The organism is Burkholderia sp. MS455, assembly GCF_016899445.1.
GTDB lineage: Bacteria > Pseudomonadota > Gammaproteobacteria > Burkholderiales > Burkholderiaceae > Burkholderia > Burkholderia pyrrocinia_C.
The window spans coordinates 2,826,810-2,848,975 of sequence record NZ_CP041779.1 but is presented as its reverse complement, the minus strand read 5'-3'; the positions used below and the strand labels follow the sequence as shown (position 1 = coordinate 2,848,975).

Annotated in this window: 21 protein-coding genes; 9 read left to right on the top strand and 12 right to left on the bottom strand. The window is 69.5% G+C overall.

Translation table 11 applies throughout. The annotated features are described in order from the left end of the window. Positions 1-126: 126 nt before the first annotated feature. Together murJ and FPJ27_RS32235 are read left to right on the top strand one after the other, a co-directional pair. Positions 127-1,677, top strand: a complete 1,551-nt coding sequence (murJ, locus tag FPJ27_RS32240; protein ID WP_204424288.1) for a murein biosynthesis integral membrane protein MurJ — start codon at positions 127-129, stop codon at positions 1,675-1,677. Positions 1,678-1,685: 8 nt separating this feature from the next. Continuing rightward, positions 1,686-2,528: a SirB1 family protein gene (locus FPJ27_RS32235; RefSeq protein WP_072442872.1), complete on the top strand. Its 843-nt coding sequence runs from the start codon at positions 1,686-1,688 to the stop codon at positions 2,526-2,528. A 67-nt stretch (positions 2,529-2,595) separates the two neighbouring features. Here the strand turns inward: FPJ27_RS32235 and FPJ27_RS32230 are convergent, their stop codons facing one another. From FPJ27_RS32230 to lpxK, 5 genes are all read right to left on the bottom strand, one after another. After that, positions 2,596-3,354, bottom strand: coding sequence for an SDR family NAD(P)-dependent oxidoreductase (locus tag FPJ27_RS32230; protein WP_204424286.1), 759 nt, complete (start codon positions 3,352-3,354; stop codon positions 2,596-2,598). Positions 3,355-3,492: 138 nt separating this feature from the next. After that, a complete protein-coding gene (gene adk, locus FPJ27_RS32225; protein ID WP_034178848.1) occupies positions 3,493-4,155 on the bottom strand; it encodes an adenylate kinase in 663 nt (220 codons plus the stop codon). A 208-nt stretch (positions 4,156-4,363) separates the two neighbouring features. Further along, the gene (gene kdsB / locus FPJ27_RS32220) at positions 4,364-5,155 is read right to left on the bottom strand and encodes a 3-deoxy-manno-octulosonate cytidylyltransferase (protein WP_204424283.1); all 792 of its coding nucleotides are present in this window, start codon (positions 5,153-5,155) and stop codon (positions 4,364-4,366) included. Between the two features lie 123 nt (positions 5,156-5,278). After that, on the bottom strand, positions 5,279-5,473 hold the full coding sequence (locus FPJ27_RS32215; protein WP_010090898.1) for a Trm112 family protein: 195 nt from the start codon (positions 5,471-5,473) through the stop codon (positions 5,279-5,281). After that, positions 5,454-6,482: a tetraacyldisaccharide 4'-kinase gene (lpxK, locus tag FPJ27_RS32210; RefSeq protein ID WP_204424281.1), complete on the bottom strand. Its 1,029-nt coding sequence runs from the start codon at positions 6,480-6,482 to the stop codon at positions 5,454-5,456. The genes FPJ27_RS32215 and lpxK overlap by 20 nt, the downstream gene beginning before the upstream one ends. A 450-nt stretch (positions 6,483-6,932) precedes the next feature. Here lpxK and xseA point away from each other — a divergent pair, with 450 nt between their 5' ends. Both xseA and sodB read left to right on the top strand, forming a co-directional pair. After that, entirely contained in the window at positions 6,933-8,315 is a 1,383-nt protein-coding gene (gene xseA / locus FPJ27_RS32205; protein WP_204424279.1) for an exodeoxyribonuclease VII large subunit, read from the top strand. Between the two features lie 226 nt (positions 8,316-8,541). Beyond that, positions 8,542-9,120: a superoxide dismutase [Fe] gene (gene sodB, locus FPJ27_RS32200; RefSeq protein ID WP_011352986.1), complete on the top strand. Its 579-nt coding sequence runs from the start codon at positions 8,542-8,544 to the stop codon at positions 9,118-9,120. 111 nt (positions 9,121-9,231) lie between these two features. Here sodB and chrA read toward each other — a convergent pair whose 3' ends face one another. Both chrA and FPJ27_RS32190 read right to left on the bottom strand, forming a co-directional pair. Further along, the gene (gene chrA, locus FPJ27_RS32195; protein WP_204424277.1) at positions 9,232-10,443 is read right to left on the bottom strand and encodes a chromate efflux transporter; all 1,212 of its coding nucleotides are present in this window, start codon (positions 10,441-10,443) and stop codon (positions 9,232-9,234) included. An 87-nt stretch (positions 10,444-10,530) separates the two neighbouring features. Further along, positions 10,531-11,238, bottom strand: coding sequence for a Crp/Fnr family transcriptional regulator (locus FPJ27_RS32190; RefSeq protein ID WP_204424275.1), 708 nt, complete (start codon positions 11,236-11,238; stop codon positions 10,531-10,533). Positions 11,239-11,320: 82 nt separating this feature from the next. On the opposite strand from FPJ27_RS32190, the gene FPJ27_RS32185 reads away from it, so the two are divergent. Together FPJ27_RS32185 and FPJ27_RS32180 are read left to right on the top strand one after the other, a co-directional pair. After that, the gene (locus FPJ27_RS32185; RefSeq protein ID WP_204424273.1) at positions 11,321-11,845 is read left to right on the top strand and encodes an Mpo1-like protein; all 525 of its coding nucleotides are present in this window, start codon (positions 11,321-11,323) and stop codon (positions 11,843-11,845) included. Positions 11,846-11,987: 142 nt separating this feature from the next. Continuing rightward, positions 11,988-12,593 carry a class I SAM-dependent methyltransferase gene (locus FPJ27_RS32180; protein ID WP_204424271.1) on the top strand — a complete coding sequence of 202 codons (606 nt, stop codon included), beginning with the start codon at positions 11,988-11,990 and terminating at the stop codon, positions 12,591-12,593. A 19-nt stretch (positions 12,594-12,612) separates the two neighbouring features. On the opposite strand, the gene FPJ27_RS32175 is transcribed toward FPJ27_RS32180, so the two are convergent. Beyond that, positions 12,613-13,887 (bottom strand): EAL domain-containing protein, encoded by a 1,275-nt coding sequence (locus tag FPJ27_RS32175; protein ID WP_072442887.1) that lies wholly within the window; start codon positions 13,885-13,887, stop codon positions 12,613-12,615. Positions 13,888-14,079: 192 nt separating this feature from the next. Further along, the gene (gene mdtD / locus FPJ27_RS32170) at positions 14,080-15,516 is read right to left on the bottom strand and encodes a multidrug transporter subunit MdtD (RefSeq protein ID WP_175961898.1); all 1,437 of its coding nucleotides are present in this window, start codon (positions 15,514-15,516) and stop codon (positions 14,080-14,082) included. Positions 15,517-15,728: 212 nt separating this feature from the next. Here mdtD and FPJ27_RS32165 point away from each other — a divergent pair, with 212 nt between their 5' ends. Further along, the gene (locus FPJ27_RS32165; RefSeq protein WP_072442888.1) at positions 15,729-16,052 is read left to right on the top strand and encodes a DUF2917 domain-containing protein; all 324 of its coding nucleotides are present in this window, start codon (positions 15,729-15,731) and stop codon (positions 16,050-16,052) included. Here the strand turns inward: FPJ27_RS32165 and FPJ27_RS32160 are convergent. Next, on the bottom strand, positions 16,025-17,257 hold the full coding sequence (locus FPJ27_RS32160) for a citrate/2-methylcitrate synthase (RefSeq protein WP_204424269.1): 1,233 nt from the start codon (positions 17,255-17,257) through the stop codon (positions 16,025-16,027). The genes FPJ27_RS32165 and FPJ27_RS32160 overlap by 28 nt on opposite strands. 148 nt (positions 17,258-17,405) lie before the next feature. Between FPJ27_RS32160 and FPJ27_RS32155 the strand changes: the two genes are divergently transcribed. Next, positions 17,406-18,797 (top strand): CoA transferase, encoded by a 1,392-nt coding sequence (locus tag FPJ27_RS32155; RefSeq protein ID WP_204424267.1) that lies wholly within the window; start codon positions 17,406-17,408, stop codon positions 18,795-18,797. Positions 18,798-18,818: 21 nt separating this feature from the next. Here FPJ27_RS32155 and FPJ27_RS32150 read toward each other — a convergent pair whose 3' ends face one another. Then, positions 18,819-19,565 carry a GntR family transcriptional regulator gene (locus FPJ27_RS32150; RefSeq protein WP_069747238.1) on the bottom strand — a complete coding sequence of 249 codons (747 nt, stop codon included), beginning with the start codon at positions 19,563-19,565 and terminating at the stop codon, positions 18,819-18,821. A gap of 166 nt (positions 19,566-19,731) precedes the next feature. Between FPJ27_RS32150 and FPJ27_RS32145 the strand changes: the two genes are divergently transcribed. Next, entirely contained in the window at positions 19,732-20,577 is an 846-nt protein-coding gene (locus FPJ27_RS32145) for an aldo/keto reductase (protein ID WP_204424265.1), read from the top strand. Positions 20,578-20,604: 27 nt separating this feature from the next. Here FPJ27_RS32145 and FPJ27_RS36685 read toward each other — a convergent pair whose 3' ends face one another. After that, positions 20,605-21,999: a hypothetical protein gene (locus FPJ27_RS36685; RefSeq protein WP_239483343.1), complete on the bottom strand. Its 1,395-nt coding sequence runs from the start codon at positions 21,997-21,999 to the stop codon at positions 20,605-20,607. Between the last annotated feature and the right edge of the window lie 167 nt (positions 22,000-22,166).

The window sequence follows — 22,166 nt, the reverse complement described above, 5'->3', positions numbered from 1 at the left end:
ATAGCAACAAAATCAAGCGAGTGGCAAGATCGATGTGACACCCGCCGGGCGGGGCGCCGCCGGCGGGCGCGCTTTTCGGCATCGGGCGGTGGCCGGGCCACGCAACGTCCGTATAATAAGCGCCCCATGAATCTATTCCGAGCCCTGCTGACGGTCAGCGGCTTCACGCTGCTGTCGCGCGTGACCGGACTGGCCCGCGAGACGCTGATCGCCCGTGCGTTCGGCGCCAGTCAATACACCGACGCGTTCTACGTCGCCTTCCGCATCCCGAACCTGCTGCGCCGCCTTTCTGCGGAAGGTGCGTTCTCGCAGGCGTTCGTGCCGATCCTCGCCGAGTTCAAGAACCAGCAGGGGCACGATGCGACGAAGGCGCTCGTCGACGCGATGTCGACCGTGCTTGCGTGGGCGCTTGCCGTGCTGTCGGTCCTCGGGATCGCCGGCGCGTCGTGGGTCGTGTTCGCGGTCGCGTCCGGCCTGCACACCGACGGCCACGCGTTCCCGCTCGCGGTCACGATGACGCAGATCATGTTCCCGTACATCGTGTTCATCTCGCTGACGACGCTCGCGTCCGGCGTGCTGAACACGTACAAGAGCTTCTCGCTGCCTGCGTTCGCGCCGGTGCTGCTCAACGTCGCATTCATCGCCGCGGCCGTGTTCGTCGCGCCGCACCTGAAGGTGCCGGTGTTCGCGCTCGCGTGGGCCGTCATCGTGGGTGGCGTGCTGCAGTTCCTCGTGCAGCTGCCGGGCCTGAAGAAGATCGACATGGTGCCGCTGATCGGCCTCAACCCGCTGCGTGCGCTGCGGCACCCCGGCGTGAAGCGCGTGCTCGCGAAGATGGTGCCCGCGACGTTTGCGGTGTCGGTCGCGCAGCTGTCGCTGATCATCAACACCAACATCGCATCGCGGCTCGGGCAGGGCGCCGTGTCGTGGATCAACTACGCCGATCGTCTGATGGAATTCCCGACGGCGCTGCTCGGCGTCGCGCTCGGCACGATCCTGCTGCCGAGCCTGTCGAAGGCGCACGTCGACGCCGATTCGACCGAGTATTCGGCGCTGCTCGACTGGGGGCTGCGCGTCACGTTCCTGCTCGCGGCGCCGAGCGCGCTCGCGCTGTTCTTCTTCGCGACGCCGCTCACCGCGACGCTCTTCAACTACGGCAAGTTCGACGCGCATACCGTCACGATGGTCGCGCGCGCGCTCGCGACCTACGGGATCGGCCTGGTCGGCATCATCCTGATCAAGATCCTCGCGCCGGGCTTCTATGCGAAGCAGGACATCAAGACGCCCGTGAAGATCGCGATCGGCGTGCTGATCGTCACGCAGATCTCGAACTACGTGTTCGTGCCGCTGATCGGCCATGCGGGCCTTACGCTGAGCATCGGCGTCGGCGCGTGCCTGAACTCGCTGCTGCTGTTCCTCGGGCTGCGCAAGCGCGGCATCTACCAGCCGTCGCCGGGCTGGCTGCGCTTCTTCATGCAGCTCGTCGGCGCGACGCTCGTGCTCGCGGGCGTGATGCACTGGTTCTCGATCAGCTTCGACTGGGCCGGGATGCGCTCGCAGCCGCTCGATCGCATCGCGCTGATGGCCGCGTGCCTCGTGCTGTTCGCTGCACTATATTTCGGTATGTTGTGGGTGATGGGCTTCAAATACGCTTACTTCAGAAGGCGCGCCAAGTGACGACCGCTATGACCCGCGTCCTCGACTACTTCAGCACGCTCGTGGCGGACGACGACAGCCTGCCCGTCACGGAAACCGCGCTGTCGCTGGCGCAGGACGCATATCCCGACCTTGACCTGCAGGGCACGCTGGCCGAACTCGACATGCTTGCGGCGCGGCTGCGCCGGCGGCTCGCCGACGATGCGGACCTGAAAGGCCGCGTCGCCGCGCTGAACGACTTCTTCTTCCGTGAACTCGGCTTCACGTGCAATCACAACGATTACTACGACCCCGATAACAGCCACCTGAACGCCGTGCTGAAACGGCGGCGCGGGATCCCGATCTCGCTGTCGGTGCTGTATCTGGAGCTCGCCGAGCAGGTCGGCGTGCCGGCGCGCGGCGTATCGTTCCCCGGCCATTTCCTGCTGCGCGTCACGCTGCCGGACGGCGACCTGATCATCGATCCGACCAACGGCCATTCGCTGTCGGAAGCCGAGATGGTCGAGATGCTCGAGCCGTATGTCGCGCGCGCGGCCGGTGCGGTCGACAGCGCGTTGCGCGCGCTGCTGCAGCCCGCGACGAGCCGCGAGATCATCGCGCGGATGCTGCGCAACCTGAAGACGATCTATCTGCAGACGGAACGCTGGCAGCGGCTGCTCGCGGTGCAGCAGCGGCTCGTGATCCTGTTGCCCGAGCAGCTCGACGAGGTGCGTGACCGTGGGTTCGCGTATGCGCGGCTCGACTACCTGCGCCCCGCGCTCGAGGATCTCGAGCAGTATCTCGGCGAGCGGCCGGAGGCGGACGATGCGACCGTCGTCGAGTCGCAGGTGACCGAATTGCGGCAGCGGATGCAGCGCGACGACGAGGACTGAGCCGGTCGCGCGACGGCCGGAACCTGGAATGCAAAACGCCCGCATCGCGGGCGTTTTTCATTCGCGCTTACTTCGGCTGCATCCGGATCGCGCCGTCGAGGCGGATCACTTCGCCGTTGAGCATCGGATTCTCGACGATCTGGCGCACCAGCATCGCGTATTCGGCCGGTTTGCCGAGCCGCGGCGGGAACGGCACCATTGCGCCGAGCGCGTCCTGCACGTCCTGCGGCATGCCGAGCAGCATCGGCGTCTCGAACAGGCCGGGTGCGATCGTCATCACGCGGATGCCGCTGCGCGCCAGGTCGCGCGCGATCGGCAGCGTCATGCCCGCGACGCCGGCCTTCGAGGCCGCGTACGCGGCCTGGCCGATCTGCCCGTCGAACGCGGCGACCGATGCGGTACTGACGATCACGCCGCGCTCGCCGTCCGCGGTCGGCGCGGTTGCGGCCATCGCGGCGGCCGCGAGCCGGATCATGTTGAACGTGCCGACGAGGTTCACGTTGATCGTCTTCGCGAACACGTCGAGCGGATGCGCGCCGTCCTTGCCGACGGTCTTCGCGGCGGGCGCGATGCCCGCGCAGTTGACGAGGCCGCGCAATGTGCCCGCGCGCGTTGCCGCGTCGACGGCCGCCTGCGCGTCGGCTGCGCTCGACACGTCGCAGCGCACGAATTCACCGCCCAGCTCGGTCGCGAGCGCGACGCCCGCCGCCTCGTTCAGGTCGGCGAGCACGACCTTGCCGCCGGCCTGCGCGAGCATCCGCGCCGTTCCGGCGCCGAGGCCCGACGCGCCGCCCGTGATCAGAAAGACGTTGCCGCGAATCTCCATGACTGTCTCCTTTGTCGACCGCCCTTGGCGCTTTAGCGCTTAGGGAGGTCCCATGCAAGGCGGTCGACCGCCCTTGGCGCTTTAGCGGGCGAAAAAAAACCGCCCGGAAAGGGCGGCTTGCGGTGCGCGATGCGGTGCTTACTTCAGTGCGTCGAACGCGCGCTCGCGGATTTCCTCGACGCTGCCGAGGCCCGAGATCTTGCGATACTGCGGCGCCTTCAGGCCGTTTTCCTCGCCGCGCTGCGCCCAGTCGCCGTAGTACTTGATCAGCGGCTTGGTCTGCGCTTCGTACACTTCGAGACGCTTCTTGACGGTTTCTTCCTTGTCGTCGTCGCGCTGGATCAGCGGTTCGCCCGTCACGTCGTCGTGGCCCTCGACCTTCGGCGGGTTGAACTTGACGTGATACGTGCGGCCCGATGCCGGGTGCGTGCGGCGGCCGCTCATGCGCTCGATGATTTCCGAGAACGGCACGTCGATCTCGAGCACGTAGTCGATCGCGACACCGGCGTCCTTCATCGCATCGGCCTGCGCGATCGTGCGCGGGAAGCCGTCGAACAGATAGCCGTTCGCGCAATCGGATTCCTTCAGGCGTTCCTTGACGAGGCCGATGATCAGGTCGTCCGTCACGAGCTTGCCTTCATCCATGAAGCGCTTCGCTTCGATGCCGAGCGGCGTGCCGGCCTTCACGGCCGCGCGCAGCATGTCGCCCGTCGAGATTTGCGGGATGCCGAATTTTTCCTTGATGAAGTTTGCCTGGGTGCCCTTTCCCGCGCCGGGCGCGCCCAACAGGATCAAACGCATGGTGATATCTCCAAGTATGTAGATTCGTGTGGCGAGACGCAAAGGCGCCGGCGACAACGTGCGCGGGGCTTGCCTGGCGCGCGGCGGACCGGTCTGATGCGGCGCGTCGGCTTCGGCGACGCGCGGCTGCCGGCAGGGCCGCGGGCGGGGTCAAGCGAGGACGCGCTGGTCGCGGACGGCTCGCACAATCGCTTGATTATGCCACGGGTTATTTTGAACCCGGCTGAAAAAGGGCCTGCACGCGCGCGAGATCGGCGGGCGTGTCGATACCGGCTTCGGGCGCGGATTCGGTGATCAGTACTGCGATGCGCTCGCCGTGCCACAGCGCGCGCAGCTGTTCGAGCTGCTCGGCCTGTTCGATCGGCGCCTGCGCGAGCGTCGGATACGTGCGCAGGAAACGCACGCGATACGCATAGAGACCGATGTGCCGATAGACCGGAAATGCAGGGGCCGGCATCGCCGCGACGTCCGGCCAGTGCGGCTGGTATGCGTCGCGGCTCCACGGAATCGGCGCGCGCGAGAAGTACAGCGCGACGCTCTGCGCGTCGAGCGCGACCTTCACGACGTTCGGGTTGAACACGTCGGCTGCATCGTGGATCGGGTGGGCCGCGGTCGCGATCGCGCAGGCCGGATGCGCGGCCAGGTGCGACGCTACGTCGCACACGAGCACGGGGTCGATCAGCGGCTCGTCGCCCTGCACGTTGACGACGACGGTGTCGTCGCTCCACCCGAACGTCGCCGCGACTTCCGCGAGCCGGTCGGTGCCGGACGGATGGTCGGCACGCGTCAGCACCGCCTCGAAGCCGTGATCGCGCGCCGCATCGAGCACGCTTTGCGCGTCGGATACGACGAGCACCTGCTGCGCGCCCGCTTCGCGCGCGCGCTCGGCTACGCGCACGACCATCGGCTTGCCGCCGAGATCGGCGAGCGGCTTGTTCGGGAGGCGCGTCGACGCGAGCCGGGCGGGAATGACGGCGATGAAGGGTTGCGGGTGAGTCATCGGAGGGAACGGTGAGAGGGACGGGGCGGGTGGCGCGACCGGCGCCGGTCGCCCGGCGGCGTTCGGCGACCGGCCGGGCCGGGGCGCCTTCAAGCGATTGCGGCGGTCGAGCGGCCTGGCGGTTTAGCGGCCGGCCGGGTCGACCGGCGTGCCTTCGACGGTCTGGCGCGCTTCGTCGACGAGCATCACGGGGATGCCGTCGCGGATCGGGTATGCGAGCTTGTCCGCGTTGCAGATCAGCTCCTGCGCGGCGCGGTCATAGTGGAGCGGGCCTTTGCAGATAGGGCACACAAGGATTTCAAGCAGGCGAGCGTCCACGGAGTTTCTCCACAACGAGGGCAATGAGGCGAGGGTCGAGCGCGGCTTCGACAGGGACGACCCAGAGTCGAGCGTCGCGCCAGGAAGCGCCCAATTTTACTGCATCCTTCTCGGTGATCAGGATCGCATCGACGGCATCGTCGACGAACGGATTGTCGGCGAACGCGTAGTGGTCGGGCAGCGCGCGCGTCGCCGGCGCGAGACCGGCCGCGCGCAGCGTCGCGAAGAAGCGTTCCGGCGCGCCGATGCCGGCCGCGGCGAGCACGCGCTCGTTCGCGAACTGCGACAGCGGGCGGCGCAGCGCGGGCTGGTCGAGGTGCCATGCGGCGCCCGGCGTGAGCGCGAGCGCGTAGGTGTCGGGCCAAGGCGGCAGCGCGCCGCTGTACGGATCGTTGACGAGCGTTGCATCGCGGTGCCGCGACAGCGGCTCGCGCAGCGGGCCGGCCGGCAGCAGGAAGCCGTTGCCGCCGAGCCGGTGGTCGAATACGACGAGCTCGACCGTGCGTGCGAGGCGGTAGTGCTGCAGGCCGTCGTCGCTGACGATCACGTCGACGTCCGGATGCGCGGCGCGCAGCGCCTGCGCGGCCGCCACGCGGTCGGGACACACCCGGACGGGCGCGTCGGTGCGGCGCGCGATCAGCAGCGGCTCGTCGCCGCCCACGCTCGCGCTCGACGCGGGCGTGACGGCGGTCGGCGCTTTCACGTTCGCGCCGTAGCCGCGCGACACGACGCCGGGCGTGAAGCCGGCCGCGCGCAACGCGTCGACGAGTGCGATCACGGTCGGCGTCTTGCCGGTACCGCCGACGGTCACGTTGCCGACCACGACGACGGGCACGCCGACGTCGACCGGCTGCTTCCAGCCTTGTGCGTAAGCGGTGCGCCGCAGCGCCGCGCACAGGCCGAACACGCATGCGAACGGCGTGAGCGCCCACGCGAGCGCGCCGCGCCGCTGCCATTCGCGTGTCAGGCGCGCTTCGAGCCGGGCGAGCGGGCCGCCGGGCGCGCTCATCGGACCGGGCGCGGCGCGTCGTGCGCCGCGGCGTGGGACGGATTCGTCAAGGCGGATTCTCCGTTGGGCGGCGCATGCCGCGGGGTCTGCGGAAGGCGGCACTCTAGCGCGCCGCATGCGGACGCGGCAAGCGCGACCGGCCGACGCAGCCCGCGGGGCCGGATCGCGGCGGGCTGTGGATAACTCTGTGAAGAACTCCCCGGTCGATGGCCTCAAACGCCCGCCCGGTGGGCATCGAATCGGATGAGAATCATTCCGAAAGGTTTAAAAGTATATAAAAATCAATGCGTTATCGGGAATTGTCTGGCTTTTTTCGCGGTTTCCAAGCGTTTTAGGCGGACGATTGCCGGAATGTGGACACCTTTCGAGCGCCGCGACGCATGCGCTCAGTGCTGGACGCCGCGCGTGTGTCGGACTATCGTGTCGCCGCCAGCATTCATCCGACCGTCCATGCCTTCCGACTCCCCTTTTGCTGCACCCGGCGCAACCCGCGGCGGCGACGAAGTGATTCCCGTTTCGGCGCTCAATCGCGCGATTTCGACGATGCTCGAGCGTTCGTTTCCGCTGCTGTGGATTTCGGGCGAAGTATCGAATTTCACGCGCGCCGCGAGCGGCCACTGGTATTTCTCGATCAAGGACCAGCAGGCGCAGATGCGCTGCGTGATGTTCCGCGGCCGCGCCCAATACGCGGAATTCACGCCGCGCGAAGGCGACCGGATCGAGGTTCGCGCGGTCGTCACGATGTACGAGCCGCGCGGCGAAGTGCAGCTCAACGTCGAGGCCGTGCGGCGCACTGGGCAGGGGCGCCTGTACGAGGCATTCCTCCGGCTGAAGGCGCAGCTCGAAGGCGAAGGGCTTTTCGCGCCCGAGCGCAAGCGGCCGCTGCCGGCCCACCCGCGCGCGATCGGCATCGTCACGTCGCTGCAGGCAGCCGCGCTGCGCGATGTGCTGACCACGCTCGCACGCCGTGCGCCGCACATTCCGGTGATCGTCTATCCGGCGCCCGTGCAGGGTGCCGGTTCCGCCGAAAAGCTCGTCGCGGCCGTCGAGGCCGCGAATGCGCGGCGCGAGGTCGACGTGCTGCTGGTCTGCCGCGGCGGCGGCTCGATCGAGGATCTGTGGTCGTTCAACGACGAGGCGCTGGCGCGCGCGATCGCGGCGAGCGAGCTGCCGATCGTCAGCGGCGTCGGGCACGAAACCGATTTCACGATCGCGGACTTCGCGGCCGACGTGCGCGCGCCGACGCCGACCGGCGCGGCCGAACTCGCGAGCCCGCAGCGCGCGCTGCTGCTGCGCGAGGTCGGTGACCGCCAGCGTGCGCTCGCGCGCGGCATGGAACGTCGGCTCGAACAGCGTGCGCAGCAGCTCGACTGGCTCGCGCGCCGGCTCGTGAGCCCGGCCGAGCGGCTGCAGCGGCAGCGCACGCATGTCGAGCAGCTCGCGGTGCGGCTCGCGTCGGCGGCGTCGCGGCCGGTGCGCGACGCACGCGCGCGCTTCGCGCTCGCGCAGTTGCGCTGGCAGCGCGCGCGGCCCGATCCGTCACAGGCGCGCCAGGCGCTCGCAGGGCTGTCGCAACGTCTCGCGCTCGCATTGCAGCGTCGTCACGAGCGCGACACGGCGCGTGTGTCAGCCTGTGCGGCGCGGCTCGAGGTGCTGAGCCCGAAGCGTACGCTCGAGCGCGGCTATGCGGCGCTCATCGATGCGCAGACGGGCCGCGCGGTGCGCGCGCCGAGCGCGCTGAAGCCGCAGCGGCGCCTGACCGTGCATCTCGCCGAGGGCTCGGCCGACGTGTCGCTCGCCGACGTGCAGCCGCGGTTGACCGATACGATCTGACGTAACCGGCGCAAGCGAAACGAAGGTCCCGCAACGGATGCGTCCCGCGCGGGAACGGATACTGCGCACCGCCGGTTCGTCCTGCCGGACGTTGCGCAAACGTCGCTTTTCCGCATACCGCGGATAAATGGCCCGTGAGTTTGCGGGGTTATTCGTCCTCGCCTACAATCGGACGCTCGGCAGCATTCAACACAAGCCCCCCTACATACTCAACGAAGGAATCGCCATGGCTCATACGCTCCCGCCGCTCCCGTACGCTGAAGACGCACTCGCGCCGACCATTTCGCTCGAGACGATCCAGTACCACTACGGCAAGCACCATCAGGCTTATGTGACGAACCTGAACAATCTGATCCCGGGCACGGAATTCGAAAACCTGTCGCTGGAAGAGATCGTGAAGAAGTCGTCGGGCGGCATCTTCAACAACGCCGCGCAAATCTGGAACCACACGTTCTTCTGGAACAGCCTGTCGCCGAACGGCGGCGGCGCACCGACGGGCGCGCTGGGCGATGCGATCAACGCGAAGTGGGGTTCGTACGACGCATTCAAGGAAGCGTTCACGAAGGCTGCAGTCGGCACGTTCGGTTCGGGCTGGGCATGGCTGGTGAAGAAGGCCGACGGTTCGCTCGACATCGTGTCGACGAGCAACGCAGCGACGCCGCTGACGACCGCCGACAAGGCACTGCTGACGATCGACGTGTGGGAGCACGCGTACTACATCGACTACCGCAACGCACGTCCGAAGTTCGTCGAAGCGTTCTGGAACATCGTGAACTGGGACTTCGCAGCGAAGAATTTCGCGTAAGGTCCTCCGGTGCGTCGCGCGCCGTAGCGGCGCGCAGCACCCCGTAGAAAAGCCCTCGTTGCGAGGGCTTTTTTGTTTTTTGCCCGGCAGGATCGTGCCGCGCTTGCCGGATCAGCCGACGACGCCGAGCACCCAGCCGAGCGCCGCGCTCGCGATCACGACAGCCCACGGCGGCACGCGCCAGAACGTCAGCGCGACGAACGCGACGAGCGCGGCGGCCAGGTCGCGCGGCGCCACGATCGTGTCGGTCCAGACCGGGTGATAGAGCGCGGCGAGCAGCAGCCCGACGACGGCCGCGTTCACGCCCGCGAGCGCGGCCTGCATGCGCGTGCTGCGGCGCAGGCGTTCCCAGAACGGTGCGGTGCCGGCAACGAGCAGGAACGACGGCGCGAAGATCGAGACGAGCGCGATCGTGCCGCCGAGCCAGCCGTTCGGTGCGTCGCGCAGCGAAGCGCCGAGGAATGCCGCGAACGTGAACAGCGGCCCCGGCACGGCCTGCGCGAGCCCGTAGCCGGCGAGGAACGCCGAATCGCCGACCCAGCCGGGCGCGACCACGGCCGCCTGCAGCAGCGGCAGCACCACGTGCCCGCCGCCGAACACGAGTGCGCCCGTGCGGAAGAATGCATCGACGACGGCAAGCGTATCGGACTGGAGCACGCGTGCCGCGAACGGCAGCGCGACGAGCAGCGCCGCGAACAGCGCGAGCCACAGCACGCCCGCGCGGTGCGATACGTGCAGCGGCAACGGCTCGTGGGCGTCGCGCGCCGGCTGCGGCAGCAGGACGAGACCGGCCGCACCGGCCGCGACGATCACCGCAATCTGCGTCCACGCGGCCGGCGCGAGCAGCGCGACGCACGCGGCCGCGGCCATCAGCGTGACGCGGCGCGCGTCCGGGCACAGCGTGCGCGCCATGCCCCAGACGGCTTGCGCGATCACCGCGACCGACACGATGCGCAGCCCGTGCAGCGCGCCGGCTTCGATCGGCGCACCCGTCGCGTGAACGCCGAGCGCAAACAGCATCATCAGCAGCGCCGACGGCAGCGTGAAGCCGAGCCATGCGGCGAACATTCCCGCATAGCCGGCGCGCGCGAGGCCGATCGCCATCCCGACCTGGCTGCTCGCGGGCCCCGGCAGGAACTGGCACAGCCCGACGAGATCCGCATACGTGCGCTCGGTGAGCCAGCCGCGCCGCGTGACGAATTCGGCGCGGAAGTAGCCGAGATGCGCGACCGGGCCGCCGAACGACGTGAGGCCGAGCCGCAGGAATGCGGCGAACACGGGCCATGGATGGCGGGAGGGGGCGGAGGCGGTCGATGTGTTCAAGACGGGGCGAGGGATGGGCGGAGCGAGCCGACACGATAGCGCAACGCGGCGACGGCGGGGTGTCGCGTGGCGGCCGTTGCGCGACGTTCAGGGCGTATCGTCGCCCAGCCCGCTCGCGCGACGCAGCGCGTCGATGTCGACGAGCTCGATCTCGCCGACATGCAGCCGCACGACACCGTCGGCCTGCAGCGCCTTCAGCAGCTGGTTGGTGGTCTGCCGCGTCAGCGACAGCATCGACGCGAGCGTTTCCTGCGACAGCCGCACGCGCGTACGCGTGGCGCTGATGCCGCCGTAGCCTTCGGCGATCATCAGCAGGCGCGCGGCGAGCCGTTGCGCGGCCGGCATCACGCTCATCGATTCGACGGTGAGGAAGCTCAGGCGCAGCTTCTGCGCCATCAGCAGCGCGAACTGCCGCCAGTATTGCGGCGTCGCGTCGAGCATCGCGAGCAGCGCGGCCTGCGGCACGTGCAGCAGCAGCGCGTCGTCGAGCGCGATCGCGTCGTGCGTGCGCGGCTGGCCGTCGAACAGCGCGATTTCGCCGAACCACGTGACGGGCTCGGCGACCGTCAGCAGCGCTTCCTTGCCCTGCGGGTCGACCGCACCTATCGTGAGTGAACCGGCCAGTACCGCGTACAGCCCGCACGGCGGGTCGCCGCGCCGGAACAGCGCGTGGCCGGCCGGCAGGCGGCGCAGCGCCGCACGGGCGAGCAGGTCCGCGCGCAACGCGGGCGGCAGCGCGGCGAACCACGGGTTCGCTTCGATCTGCGGCACGTAGGGGGCGAGCGACGAAGGCATGGGCACGCGATGTCGGGTAGTTGACAGAGGTTCTCGGGCGTGACGCGCATCATAGCGCTCAACGACCGACGAGGAGACGCGGATGAAGACGCTCGAAGACCATCTTTCCCAGTATGCGGCCTACCATCGCGACGCGCGCAACATCGCGACGCATCTGGTCGGCATTCCGATGATCGTGTTCGCGGTCGAGGTGCTGCTGTCGCGGCCGGCGATCGGCATGCCGGCCGGCATCGCGCTGTCGCCGGCGCTGCTGCTCGCCGTCGCGTTCGCGGTGTTCTACCTGCGTCTCGACCTGCGGTTCGGGATCGTGATGACGGCGTTGTTCGCGCTCGGCCTGTGGGCCGCGCAGGCGCTTGCGCGGCTGCCGACCGCGCAATGGCTCGGCATCGGCATCGGTGCGTTCGTCGTCGGCTGGATCGTGCAGTTCGTCGGGCACTGGTTCGAAGGGCGCAAGCCCGCATTCGTCGACGATCTGGTCGGCCTGATGGTCGGGCCGCTGTTCGTCGTTGCCGAAGTCGCGTTCTTCGCGGGGCTGCGCGGCGACGTGCGCCGCGAAGTCGAGCGGCGGGCCGGGCCCGTGCACGGCGGCGCACACTCGCATGTCTGACTCGATCCGCTCGCGCGCGAAGTGCGAGCCGCGTAGGGCCGGCTTAGCGCCATCGTTGCGTGGGCCGCGCGCGACGCCACAGGCGGGGCGCAACGGCTAAGATGCGGGGTGCGTCATACGACGCCTATGCGGAGCAATCGCCATGGTGGATCGCCCGACTCTCGACGCCTACGATGCCCATGCCGCGCAATATGCGCAGGACTGGCTCGACCAGGCCGCGCCCGACGACATGTACGCGCTGCTCGAACAGCATTTCTCGCCGGGGCCGACCGCGGACGTCGGCTGCGGAGCGGGGCGCGACACGGCCTGGCTCGCTTCGCGCGGCTTCGACGTGCGCGGCTACGATGCGAGTGCCGCGCTGCTCGACGAGGCGCGGCGGCGCCATCCCGACCTGAGCTTCGAGCTGGCCGCACTGCCGGCGCTGGCCGGCGTGCCGTCCGGCGCGTTTCGCAACGTGCTGTGCGAGACGGTCGTCATGCACCTCGAACAGGCAGACGCGGCGGCGGCCGCCGCACGGCTGGTCGATCTCCTGATGCCGGGCGGCACGTTGTACCTGAGCTGGCGGGTGGCCGGAAACGGCGCGCTGCGCGACGAGCGCGGCCGCCTCTATACGCCGCTCGATTCGGCGCGGATGCACGCGGCGCTCGGCGCCGGCATGCACGTGATCGACGAGCACGAGGTCGTCAGCGCGTCGTCCGGCAAACGCGTACACCGGCTGATCGTGCGCAAGGCGGCCGCCGCCGCGTGAAGGCGGCGCGCGGTCGCGTTCACTCGCGGTTGAGCGCCGCTTCCCAGTTGATGTCGACGCAGAGCACCTGCATGCCGGCCGCGGCGGGTGCGGCGACCGATGCGGTCACGCACAGGTGCGCCTCGTTGATCGACAGGTAGGGCGGCGTCAGATGCACACGGCCCGGCGCGCGCATCGCGTCGATGAAGTACGGGCGGCGCTCCCAGCTCGCGCCTTCGGAATGCAGCAGTGGCCGGAAGCGCTTGGCGCGCTGCGACACGCTGCCGCGCGCGAGCACGTTGTCGCCGATCTGGCGCCCCGATGCGTCGAGCAGGAAGCAGCGCGCGGTCTCGGGCAGCCCGAGCACGGCGGCGGCGGCATCGGTGAGCGATTCGCCCGCAGCGAGCTTCCGGCTCGCTTCCTCGAGCGCGGCGACATACGGTGCGAGCCGTTCTGCCTGCGTACGCTCGCGTTGCGCGACGCGCAGCCGCAGCGCGGCCGACAGCGTATCCATGCAGCCCGCCGCAGCCTGCGGTTGCACGGGGTCGACGCTCGGTCCCGCGAAGTACTGGCCCTGCACGAAATCGACGTTGCACTCGAGTGCGATCAGCGCGTCGCGCTCGGTCGCGAGGCCGCCCATCAGCACGAGCTGGCCGGATTCGTGCAGCAGCGACACGAGCCCCGGCAGCACGCGTTCGAGATGCGAGTGTTCGCTCGCCTGCGCGAGGATGCCGCGGTCGAGCGTGACGATATCGGGATGCAGGTGCCACACGCGGTCGATGTTCGAATGCTTCGCGCCGAACCCGCCGAGCGCGATCAGGAAGCCGGCCTTGCGCAGCCCGTCGACGATCGCCGCGTAGCGCGGCGTCTCGCCGCCCGCCTGCTCGGGCACCTCGAGCACCACGCGGTGCGGCGGCAGCCCGAGCGCCTTCAGGTTCGCGAGCAGCGCGTCGCCGTAGACGGTGTCCATCAGCGCGGCCGGATGCAGGCTCAGGAAAAGCCATTCGTCGTGACTGTCGAACGCGTGGAAATTGCCGAGATGCAGCGATTCGGCGAGCCGGCCGAGTTCGAGCAGGTCGCCGCGCCGTGCCGCCTGCGTGAACACCTCGTGCGATGCCACCTGGCGGCTTTCCTCGTCGTGCGCGCGCAGCGATGCGTGATAGCCGATCGCGCGGCGGTGCGACACCGAGAAAACGGGCTGGAACACGCTGAACACGGTGTAGCCGCCGTACAGCACGGTGCGCCGGTTCCCGTCGTCGCCGGCGACGGGGCGGGGCGGCTGAAAGCCGGGGGGATCGATTTCGATCATGCTCATGATGTCGGCCGAAGGAAGACTGCCAGTTTACCTAGAGAATAGGCGAGCAAGAAGCGTGCACGGCATCGCGCCTCATGCGGCGGCCTGTCGCGGCCGGTGGACGGGATATCGCAGCGCGCATCGCAGGGGCGAGCTGCACCGCGATGGTGCGCGCGGTGACGGTGCGGTGCCCGAAACGGCGCGCGCCGCGCGTCACGCGCGCTCGGACGGGTCGGTCTTGCGCGCGGTGCTGCGGATCTCGGGCGCGAGCTGCGCGAAGATCCACGCGGACGCGGCCGTGATGATCCCGACGCAGACGAACGTCGCATGGAACGCCGGCAGCGTGTTGCTCGGCGTCACGGTGCGCAGCATGCCGGTGAACGTTGCGAGCAACGCGCCGGCGACCGTAACGCCGAGGCTCATCGACAGCATCTGCACGAGCGAGAACAGGCTGTTGCCGCTGCTCGCGCCGCCCGTGCCGAGATCCTTCAGTGTCAGCGTGTTCATCGCGGTGAACTGCATCGAGTTGAAGCCGCCGAACAGCGCGAGATGCACGACCTTCACCCATACGGGCACCGTGTCGCGCATCAGCGCGAAGCTCGCCATCATCACGCCGACCATGATCGTGTTCGCAAGCAGCACCTTGCGGTAGCCGTGCTGCGTGATCAGGCGCGTGATGATCCGCTTCGAGAACATCCCGGCCGCCGCGACCGGCAGCATCATCAGCCCGGCCTCGAACGCCGAGTAGCCGAGGCTCACCTGCAGCAGCAGCGGGATCAGGTACGGCATCGCGCCGCTGCCGATCCGCGCGAACAGGTTGCCGAGCAGCCCGACGCTGAACGTGTGGATCCTGAACAGTTCGAGCGAGAAGATCGGTTGCGGCGCGCGCACCGCGTACAGCCCGTACGCGACGAAGCACGCGAGGCTCAGGATCAGCAGCACGAGCACGGCTGCGTGCTGCATGCCGAGATCGGCGAGCCCGTCGAGCGACAGCGAGATCGCGACCATGCCGATCGTCAGCAGCAGATAGCCCTTCAGGTCGAAGCGGCCGACGGCCGGGTTGCGCGAATCGGGCATCGAATAGAAGGTCGCGATGCAGCCCGCGACGCCGACCGGCACGTTGATCAGGAAGATCCAGTGCCACGACGCGATCTTCACGAGCCAGCCGCCGAGCGTCGGCCCGATCAGCGGGCCGATCAGGCCGGGAATCGCGACGAACGACAGCGCGGACAGGTAGCGTTCGGCCGGAAAGGTGCGCAGCACCGCGAGCCGCCCGACCGGCAGCAGCATCGCGCCGCCGACCCCCTGCACGACGCGGAACGCGACGAGCTGCGTCAGCGTATGCGCGTTCGCGCACAGCAGCGAGCCTAGCGAGAACACCAGGATTGCGCTGAAGAACACGCGCCGCGTGCCGAACGTGTCGGCGAGCCAGCCCGACACGGGGATCATCACCGCCATCGTCAGCGAGTACGCGATCACGACCGACTGCATCCGCAGCGGCGATTCGCCGAGGCTCGCGGCCATCGACGGCAGCGCCGTGTTGACGATCGTCGCATCGAGCGTCTGCATGAAGAAGCCCGTCGCAACGAGCCACAGCATCACGGTGAGGTTCTTTTCGCCGGGAGCGGCGGCGGGCGGGCTTTGGAACATGAAGGCATGGCGGTGGCGCGGGACAGCCGCCATTGTAGGGAAAGCCGCCGTGCCGTGCAGGTTCGGTGCAACGCGAAGTCCGGCTGGCGGATGCCCGTCCCCGTCGATTGACCAGTACAGTTCAGCCGAAAGTGTCTGCCGCCGTATCTGTCCGTGTGCTGTCACTGTCCGAAATACTGGTGCCATCGAACCCGTGCGACCAGGAGGCTGCCATGCGCGAACTGCGACTCTACGTGATGGACGGTGACGAGCCGGCCGGACGGTGGCGGATCGTCGATCGCACCGTACTCGAGGTGGCCGAAGGCGACGTCTGGGTGACCGTCGAGGGCCGCCCCGACGACCACTGGCTCGCTGCCGGCGATTCGCTGACGTTGATGTCCGGCATGCGCGTGTGGGTCAGCGCGGGGCCGCACGGCGCGACGTTCGCGTTCGGTCCGCTCGCGGTGCCGGCCGTGCGCGCCGCGCAGGCGTGGTGGCGGCCGCTCGTCGCGTGGCGCGACGGCCGTCGTCACGCGGCCGCGTCGCTGCCGACGTAGCGCGCCCGGGGCCGGATCAGCTTGCCGTCCGCATATTGTTCGAGCGCATGGGCGATCCAGCCGGCCGTGCGGCCGGCCGCGAACAGCGTGAACGCCGCGCCGTCCGGCAGCGCGAGCGTGCGCTCCAGCACCGCGAGCGCGAAATCGATTGCCGGCCGCAGGCCCGTCGCCGCTTCGACGCGTGCGGCGAGCGCGCGCGCCATGTGCAGCGCCGGTCGGTCGGGTACCGCCGCGTGCAGTGCGTCGAGCAGCGCCAGCGCGCGCGGATCGCCGTCGGGATAGAGCGGGTGCGCGAAACCGGACAGTGCCGTGCGGCCGCCGTCCGCGCGTTCGTCGTGCGCCAGCCGCAGCGCAAGGTAGCGATCGAGGTCGGCGGCGCGGGCTGCTTCGTCGAGCAGCGCGCCCGCGCGGAACGTCTCGCCGCCGTGACGCGGGCCCGACAGCGCCGCGAGCCCGCCCGCGATCGCGCCGAACAGGTGAGTGCCGGTCGACGCGATGCAGCGCACCGCAAAGGTCGACGGATTCAGTTCGTGATCGGCGCACAGCACGAGCGCGCGGCGCAGCAGGTCGGCTTCGTCGCGCCGTCGCACGCGCCATGCGGCAGCGAGCTGCCGGTGCACGGGCGCGTCGCCCGGCGCGATGCCGGCGAGCGCGGCCGTCGCGACGCGCAGCAGCAGTGCGGCCGAATCGAGCTGCGCATCGCGCCCCTGCGCCCACAGGCGCGGCAGCGTCGCCGCCGCGGCAGGCAGCAGCACCAGCGTGCGTTCGAGTGGCGCGAGATGCGCCCAGCGGCGCGCCCAGTCGTCCCACTGCGCGGCGTCGAAACCGGTCGACGCGAGCGACGCGGCGTCAAGCCGCGCGGGCGGACAGTCCCAGAGCCTGGCGGCCGTCTGTTCCAGCGTCGCCTCGTCGGCAAGCGTGATCGCATCGGCGCCGCGGTAGCGCAGGCGGCCGTCGGCGATCTGCGTGATCCGCGATTCGAGCACCGGCACGCCCCAGTCGAGCGACCGCTCGGCGACGCCGCCCGCGCGTTTCGCGTCGGCGCGGCGGCGCGCGAGCAGGCGCACCTCGTCCGCGTCGTAGCGGCGGCGCTTGGTCGCGCCGTCGGGCAGCGAGCGCAGCAGCCCGCGGCTCACATACGCATAGAGCGTGCTCACGCTGACACCGAGGGTGCCGGCGGCTTCCTGCGCGCTGAGGGATGTCATGCCGGTCGCTCCTGTCGGGGCGCATGAAGCGCTGCCCGGCTACAACTATTCGTTATGTATTGATTCGTGCAATCAAGATTGATTGCGCCTGTCGCGAATTCTAGACTCGATTTCGTCTCCCCTCCGACGCTGAGGCGCTCACTTCACCATGACACCCGAACTCGCATTGACCCATCTGTGGCAACTCGCGCACGGCGACCGCGACGCGCTGGCTCGCGCGACCGTGACGGGCCGGGACCCGACGCTGCCGTCGACGTTCCATGTCGGCACGCTCGCCGCGGCGACGATCGCAGCCGCCGGGCTCGCGGCGGCCGAATGCCACCGGCTTCGCACCGGCGTCGCGCAATCCGTCGACGTGTCGGTGCGCGACGCGCTCGTCGCGTTCCGCAGCGAACGCTACCTGCGCGTGGACGACGGTCCGCCGCCGGAGTTGCGTCACCCGGTGACGGGCTTCTTTGAGACGCGGGACGGGCGCTGGATCCAGTTGCACGCGAATTTTCCGCATCACCTGCACGGGATCCTCGACGTGCTCGGTTGCGGCGCGCAGCCGGCCGACGTCGCCGCGGCGATCCGCACGTGGGATGGCGCGGCGCTCGATACCGCGCTGGCCGAGGCCGGCCTGTGCGCGGCATTGATCAGAACACCTGATGAATGGGCGGCGCACGAGCAGGCGCGCGCGATTGCGTCGCTGCCGCTGTTCGAGATCGAGCGGATCGCCGACGCGCCGGTCGAGCCGATCGGCCGCGGCGAAGCCGGCCAGCCGCTCGCCGGCGTGCGCGTGCTCGATCTCACGCGCATCATCGCGGGGCCGGTCGCGGGCCGCACGCTGGCGTCGCACGGCGCGCAGACGCTGCTCGTCAACGGTCCGCACCTGCCGAACATCGCGCCGCTCGTGATCGACAACGGGCGCGGCAAGCGTTCGACGTGGATCGACCTGCGCGATGCGGCTGGCGTCGATGCGCTGCACGCACTCGCGTGCGACGCGGATGTGTTCCTGCAGTCGTACCGGCCCGGCGCGCTCGCGGCGCGCGGTTTCGCACCGCAGGCGCTGGCGGAGTTGCGGCCCGGCATCGTGTGCGTGTCGGTGTCCGCATACGGGCACGCGGGGCCATGGGCGAAGCGGCGCGGTTTCGACAGCCTCGTGCAGTCGGCGAGCGGGATCGCGTGGCAGGAGCAGCAGGCCGCGCACGCGAACCAACCGCGCCATCTGCCGTGCCAGGCGCTCGATCATGCGACGGGTTATCTCGCGGCGTTCGGCGCGATGATCGCGCTTGCGCGCCGGGCGCGCGAAGGGGGAAGCTGGCACGTGCGGCTGTCGCTCGCGCAGACGGGGCGCTGGCTGCAGTCGTTCGGCGCCGTGCCGGACGGCCTGCAGGCGCCCGATCTCGCGGCTGCCGACGTGCGTGACCGGATCGATCGCATCGCATCGCCGTTCGGCACGATCGATGCCGTGCGGCCGGCCGAGCGGTTGTCGGCGACGCCGCCGTCGTTCACGCGGCCGCCCGTGCCGCTCGGCACCGACGATGCGAGCTGGCTGTGAGCGCCGGCGGCGCGGCTTGCGTTACTTGCGCAGCTCGACGACGAAGTCGTAGTAGTCGTTGCGGCAGTAGGTATCGGTCAACTCGATCGCGCGCTGGTCCGACGTATAGCCGATCCGCGTGATCAGCAGCAGCGCGTCGTGCGGCGCGATGCCCATCTGTTCGGCGATCTCGTCGGTCGCGTTGACCGCGCGGAAATGCTGCAGCGCGCGCACGATCGGCGTGCCGCGCGCTTCGAGATAGCTGTACAGCGAACCGCCGATCGCCTGCGGATCGGGAATCAGCGTCGCGGGGAACGTCGAGTTCTCGACGGCCATCACGATACCGTCGGCGAGGCGCAGGCGTTTCAGGCGCGTAACCGACGCGGCTGGCGACAGTCCGAGCTGGATCACCTCGTCGCGGTTCGCGGGCTGGATCTCGCGCGCGATCCATTGCGAGCTCGGCTTGAAGCCGCGACGCTCGAGCATTTCGCTGAAGCTCGACAGTCGCGACAGCGGATCCTCGTAGCGCGGCTGGATGAAGTTGCCTGCGCCCTGCGTGCGTCGGATCAGGCCCTGCTCGACGAGCAGCGCGATCGCCTTGCGTGCGGTGATGCGCGACACGCCGAGCGCATCGGACAGCACGCGCTCGGACGGCAGCGCCTCGCCGGCCGTCCAGCGGTTGTCGTGGATCGCGTCGCCGAGCTTGCGGGCGAGCTGCAGGTAGAGCGGCGTGTCGTTGTCGGGGTCGGGGCGCAGGTCCTGCCAGCGGTCGTCCGTGGGTGCCTTCATGGAATGGGTATCGATCAGATTGCGGCCATTCTAAGTCATCATGCGGCGCCGTTATAACCGGTTTTTGCCGTGCGATAGGCCGGTGTCGCGCCGATTGACTACACTGATGCGTCGTATTCCATGCTTCGGCCGCGGTGCGCGGCCATGAATTCGCAGCGAGGAGCGCATGACAGACACGATCTCCACGGTCGTCCTGCCCGACGGCGAGACGATTCCGAAGCTCGGCCAGGGCACCTGGGAAATGGGCGAGCGGCCGGCCCGCCGCGCGGACGAGATCGCCGCGCTGCGCGAAGGCGTCGAACTCGGGATGACGCTGGTCGACACCGCCGAGATGTACGGCGAAGGCGCGACCGAGTCGCTCGTCGGCGAGGCGCTCGCCGGCCTGCGCGACGACGTGTTCCTCGTCAGCAAGGTCTACCCGCACCATGCGAGCCGGCGCGGCGTCGTCGCCGCGTGCGATGCGAGCCTCAAGCGCCTGCGTACCGATCGCCTCGACCTGTACCTGCTGCACTGGCGTGGCTCGGTGCCGCTCGAGGAGACGGTCGAGGGATTCGAGGCGCTGCGACGCGCGGGCAAGATCCGTCACTGGGGGGTGAGCAACTTTGATACCGCCGACATGGCCGAGCTCGTCGACGACGCGGGCGGCGACGCGTGCGCGACCAACCAGATCCTCTACAACATCGCGCGGCGCGGCCCGGAATTCGACCTGCTGCCGTGGCTTGCCGAACACCGGATGCCGGCGATGGCGTACAGCCCGGTCGATCACGGACGGTTGCCGAAGCGCTCGCCGCTCGACGAGATCGCGCGGCAGCGCGGCGTGTCGGTGATGCGCGTCGCGCTGGCATGGGTGCTCGCGCAGCCGGGCGTATTCGCGATTCCGAAGGCGTCGCGGATCGAACATGTGCGCGACAACCGTGCCGCGCTCGATTTCGTGTTGAGCGATGACGAGCGCGCGCAGCTTGACGCGTACTTCCGTGCGCCGCGTACCAAGCGCGCGCTCGAGATGCTCTGACGGCACCCGGCCGGGCAACGCTTCCGGTCAGTGGTTGCCTCCGGACGATCCGCCGCTGCCGTGGCCGCCATTGCCGACACCGTTGGCACCGCCATTGCCGGCGCCACCACTGCCGTTGCCGTTGCCATTGCCTCCGCCATTGCCGTGACCGCCGTTGCCGCCGGCGCCACTGCCGTTGCCGCCACCGTTACCCGAGCCGCCACTGCCGGTGCCCCCGCCATTGCCGTGGCCACCGTTGCCGCCGGCGCCGCTGCCGTTGCCGCCACCGTTACCCGAGCCGCCACTGCCGGTGCCCCCGCCATTGCCGTGGCCGCCGTTGCCGCCGGCGCCGCTGCCGTTACCGCCACCGTTACCCGAGCCACCACTGCCGGTGCCCCCGCCATTGCCGTGACCACCGTTGCCGCCGGCGCCACTGCCGTTACCGCCACCGTTACCCGAGCCGCCACTGCCGGTGCCCCCGCCATTGCCGTGACCACCGTTGCCGCCGGCGCCATTGCCGTTACCGCCCCCGTTACCCGAGCCGCCACTGCCGTTACCACCGCCATTGCCGTGACCACCGTTGCCGCCACCGTCGCCATGGCCGCCACCGTCGCCATGGCCACCACCGTTGCCGTGGCCACCGCCATTGCCGTGGCCACCGCCATTGCCTTGGCCACCTCCGTCACCGCCGCCATGGCCACCATGTCCGCCATGGCCTCCGCCACCCGAAGTACCACCACCCGAAGTACCACCACCCGAAGTACCACCACCCGAAGTGCCGCCACCCGAAGTACCACCACCCGAAGTACCACCACCCGAAGTGCCGCCACCCGAAGTACCGCCACCGGAAGTACCGCCACCTGAAGTGCCGCCACCGGAAGTACCGCCGCCCGAAGTGCCGCCGCCCGAAGTACCGCCGCCGGAAGTACCGCCGCCGGAAGTACCGCCGCCCGAAGTGCCGCCGCCCGAAGTGCCGCCGCCCGAAGTGCCGCCACCCGAAGTGCCGCCACCGGAAGTACTGCCACCCGAACCACTGTTGCCGGATGCATTGCCTCCGCGGCCCGTGCCGTTCGTACCGCCGGACGTTGCACCTGTCGCTCCGCCGACACCAGCAGGTCCGACAGCGCCGTTTCCGTTATTTCCGCCGCTCCCGCTGCCGCCGCCGGGGTTGCCGCCACTGCCGTTCGCGCCGGCACCGTGACCGCCGATGCCACCGCCGGCAAAGACATGCACCGCGCATGCAGCCGGATTGGCTGCGCACGACGAAGCGTCGTCGACCAGCATCATGACGGTGTCGGCGTTGGCGACCGCGTCGGGCGCGGAGTCAGGCACCGAGTTCTGCGCGACTGCATACGAGCAGCAGCACGCAAACGCGGCTGCGGCCATCAAGGTCGCGCGATAGCACCGTCCCGCCGCGCGGAACGGCTGTTTTGTCTTCATCATTATGGCCTCCCAATGCGCGCGAAGCCTCGTCGCCGCGCGGCTATCTACGTGTGGTGCAGGGGGCCAATAAAGATTCGTTGTCCTATCGGTGGCCGATTGCCTTCGGGCTGGCCCTTGAAGCCAGCCGCGAACGCGAATCGGCACGCGGGCCCGCCGTGCGAAGCTCT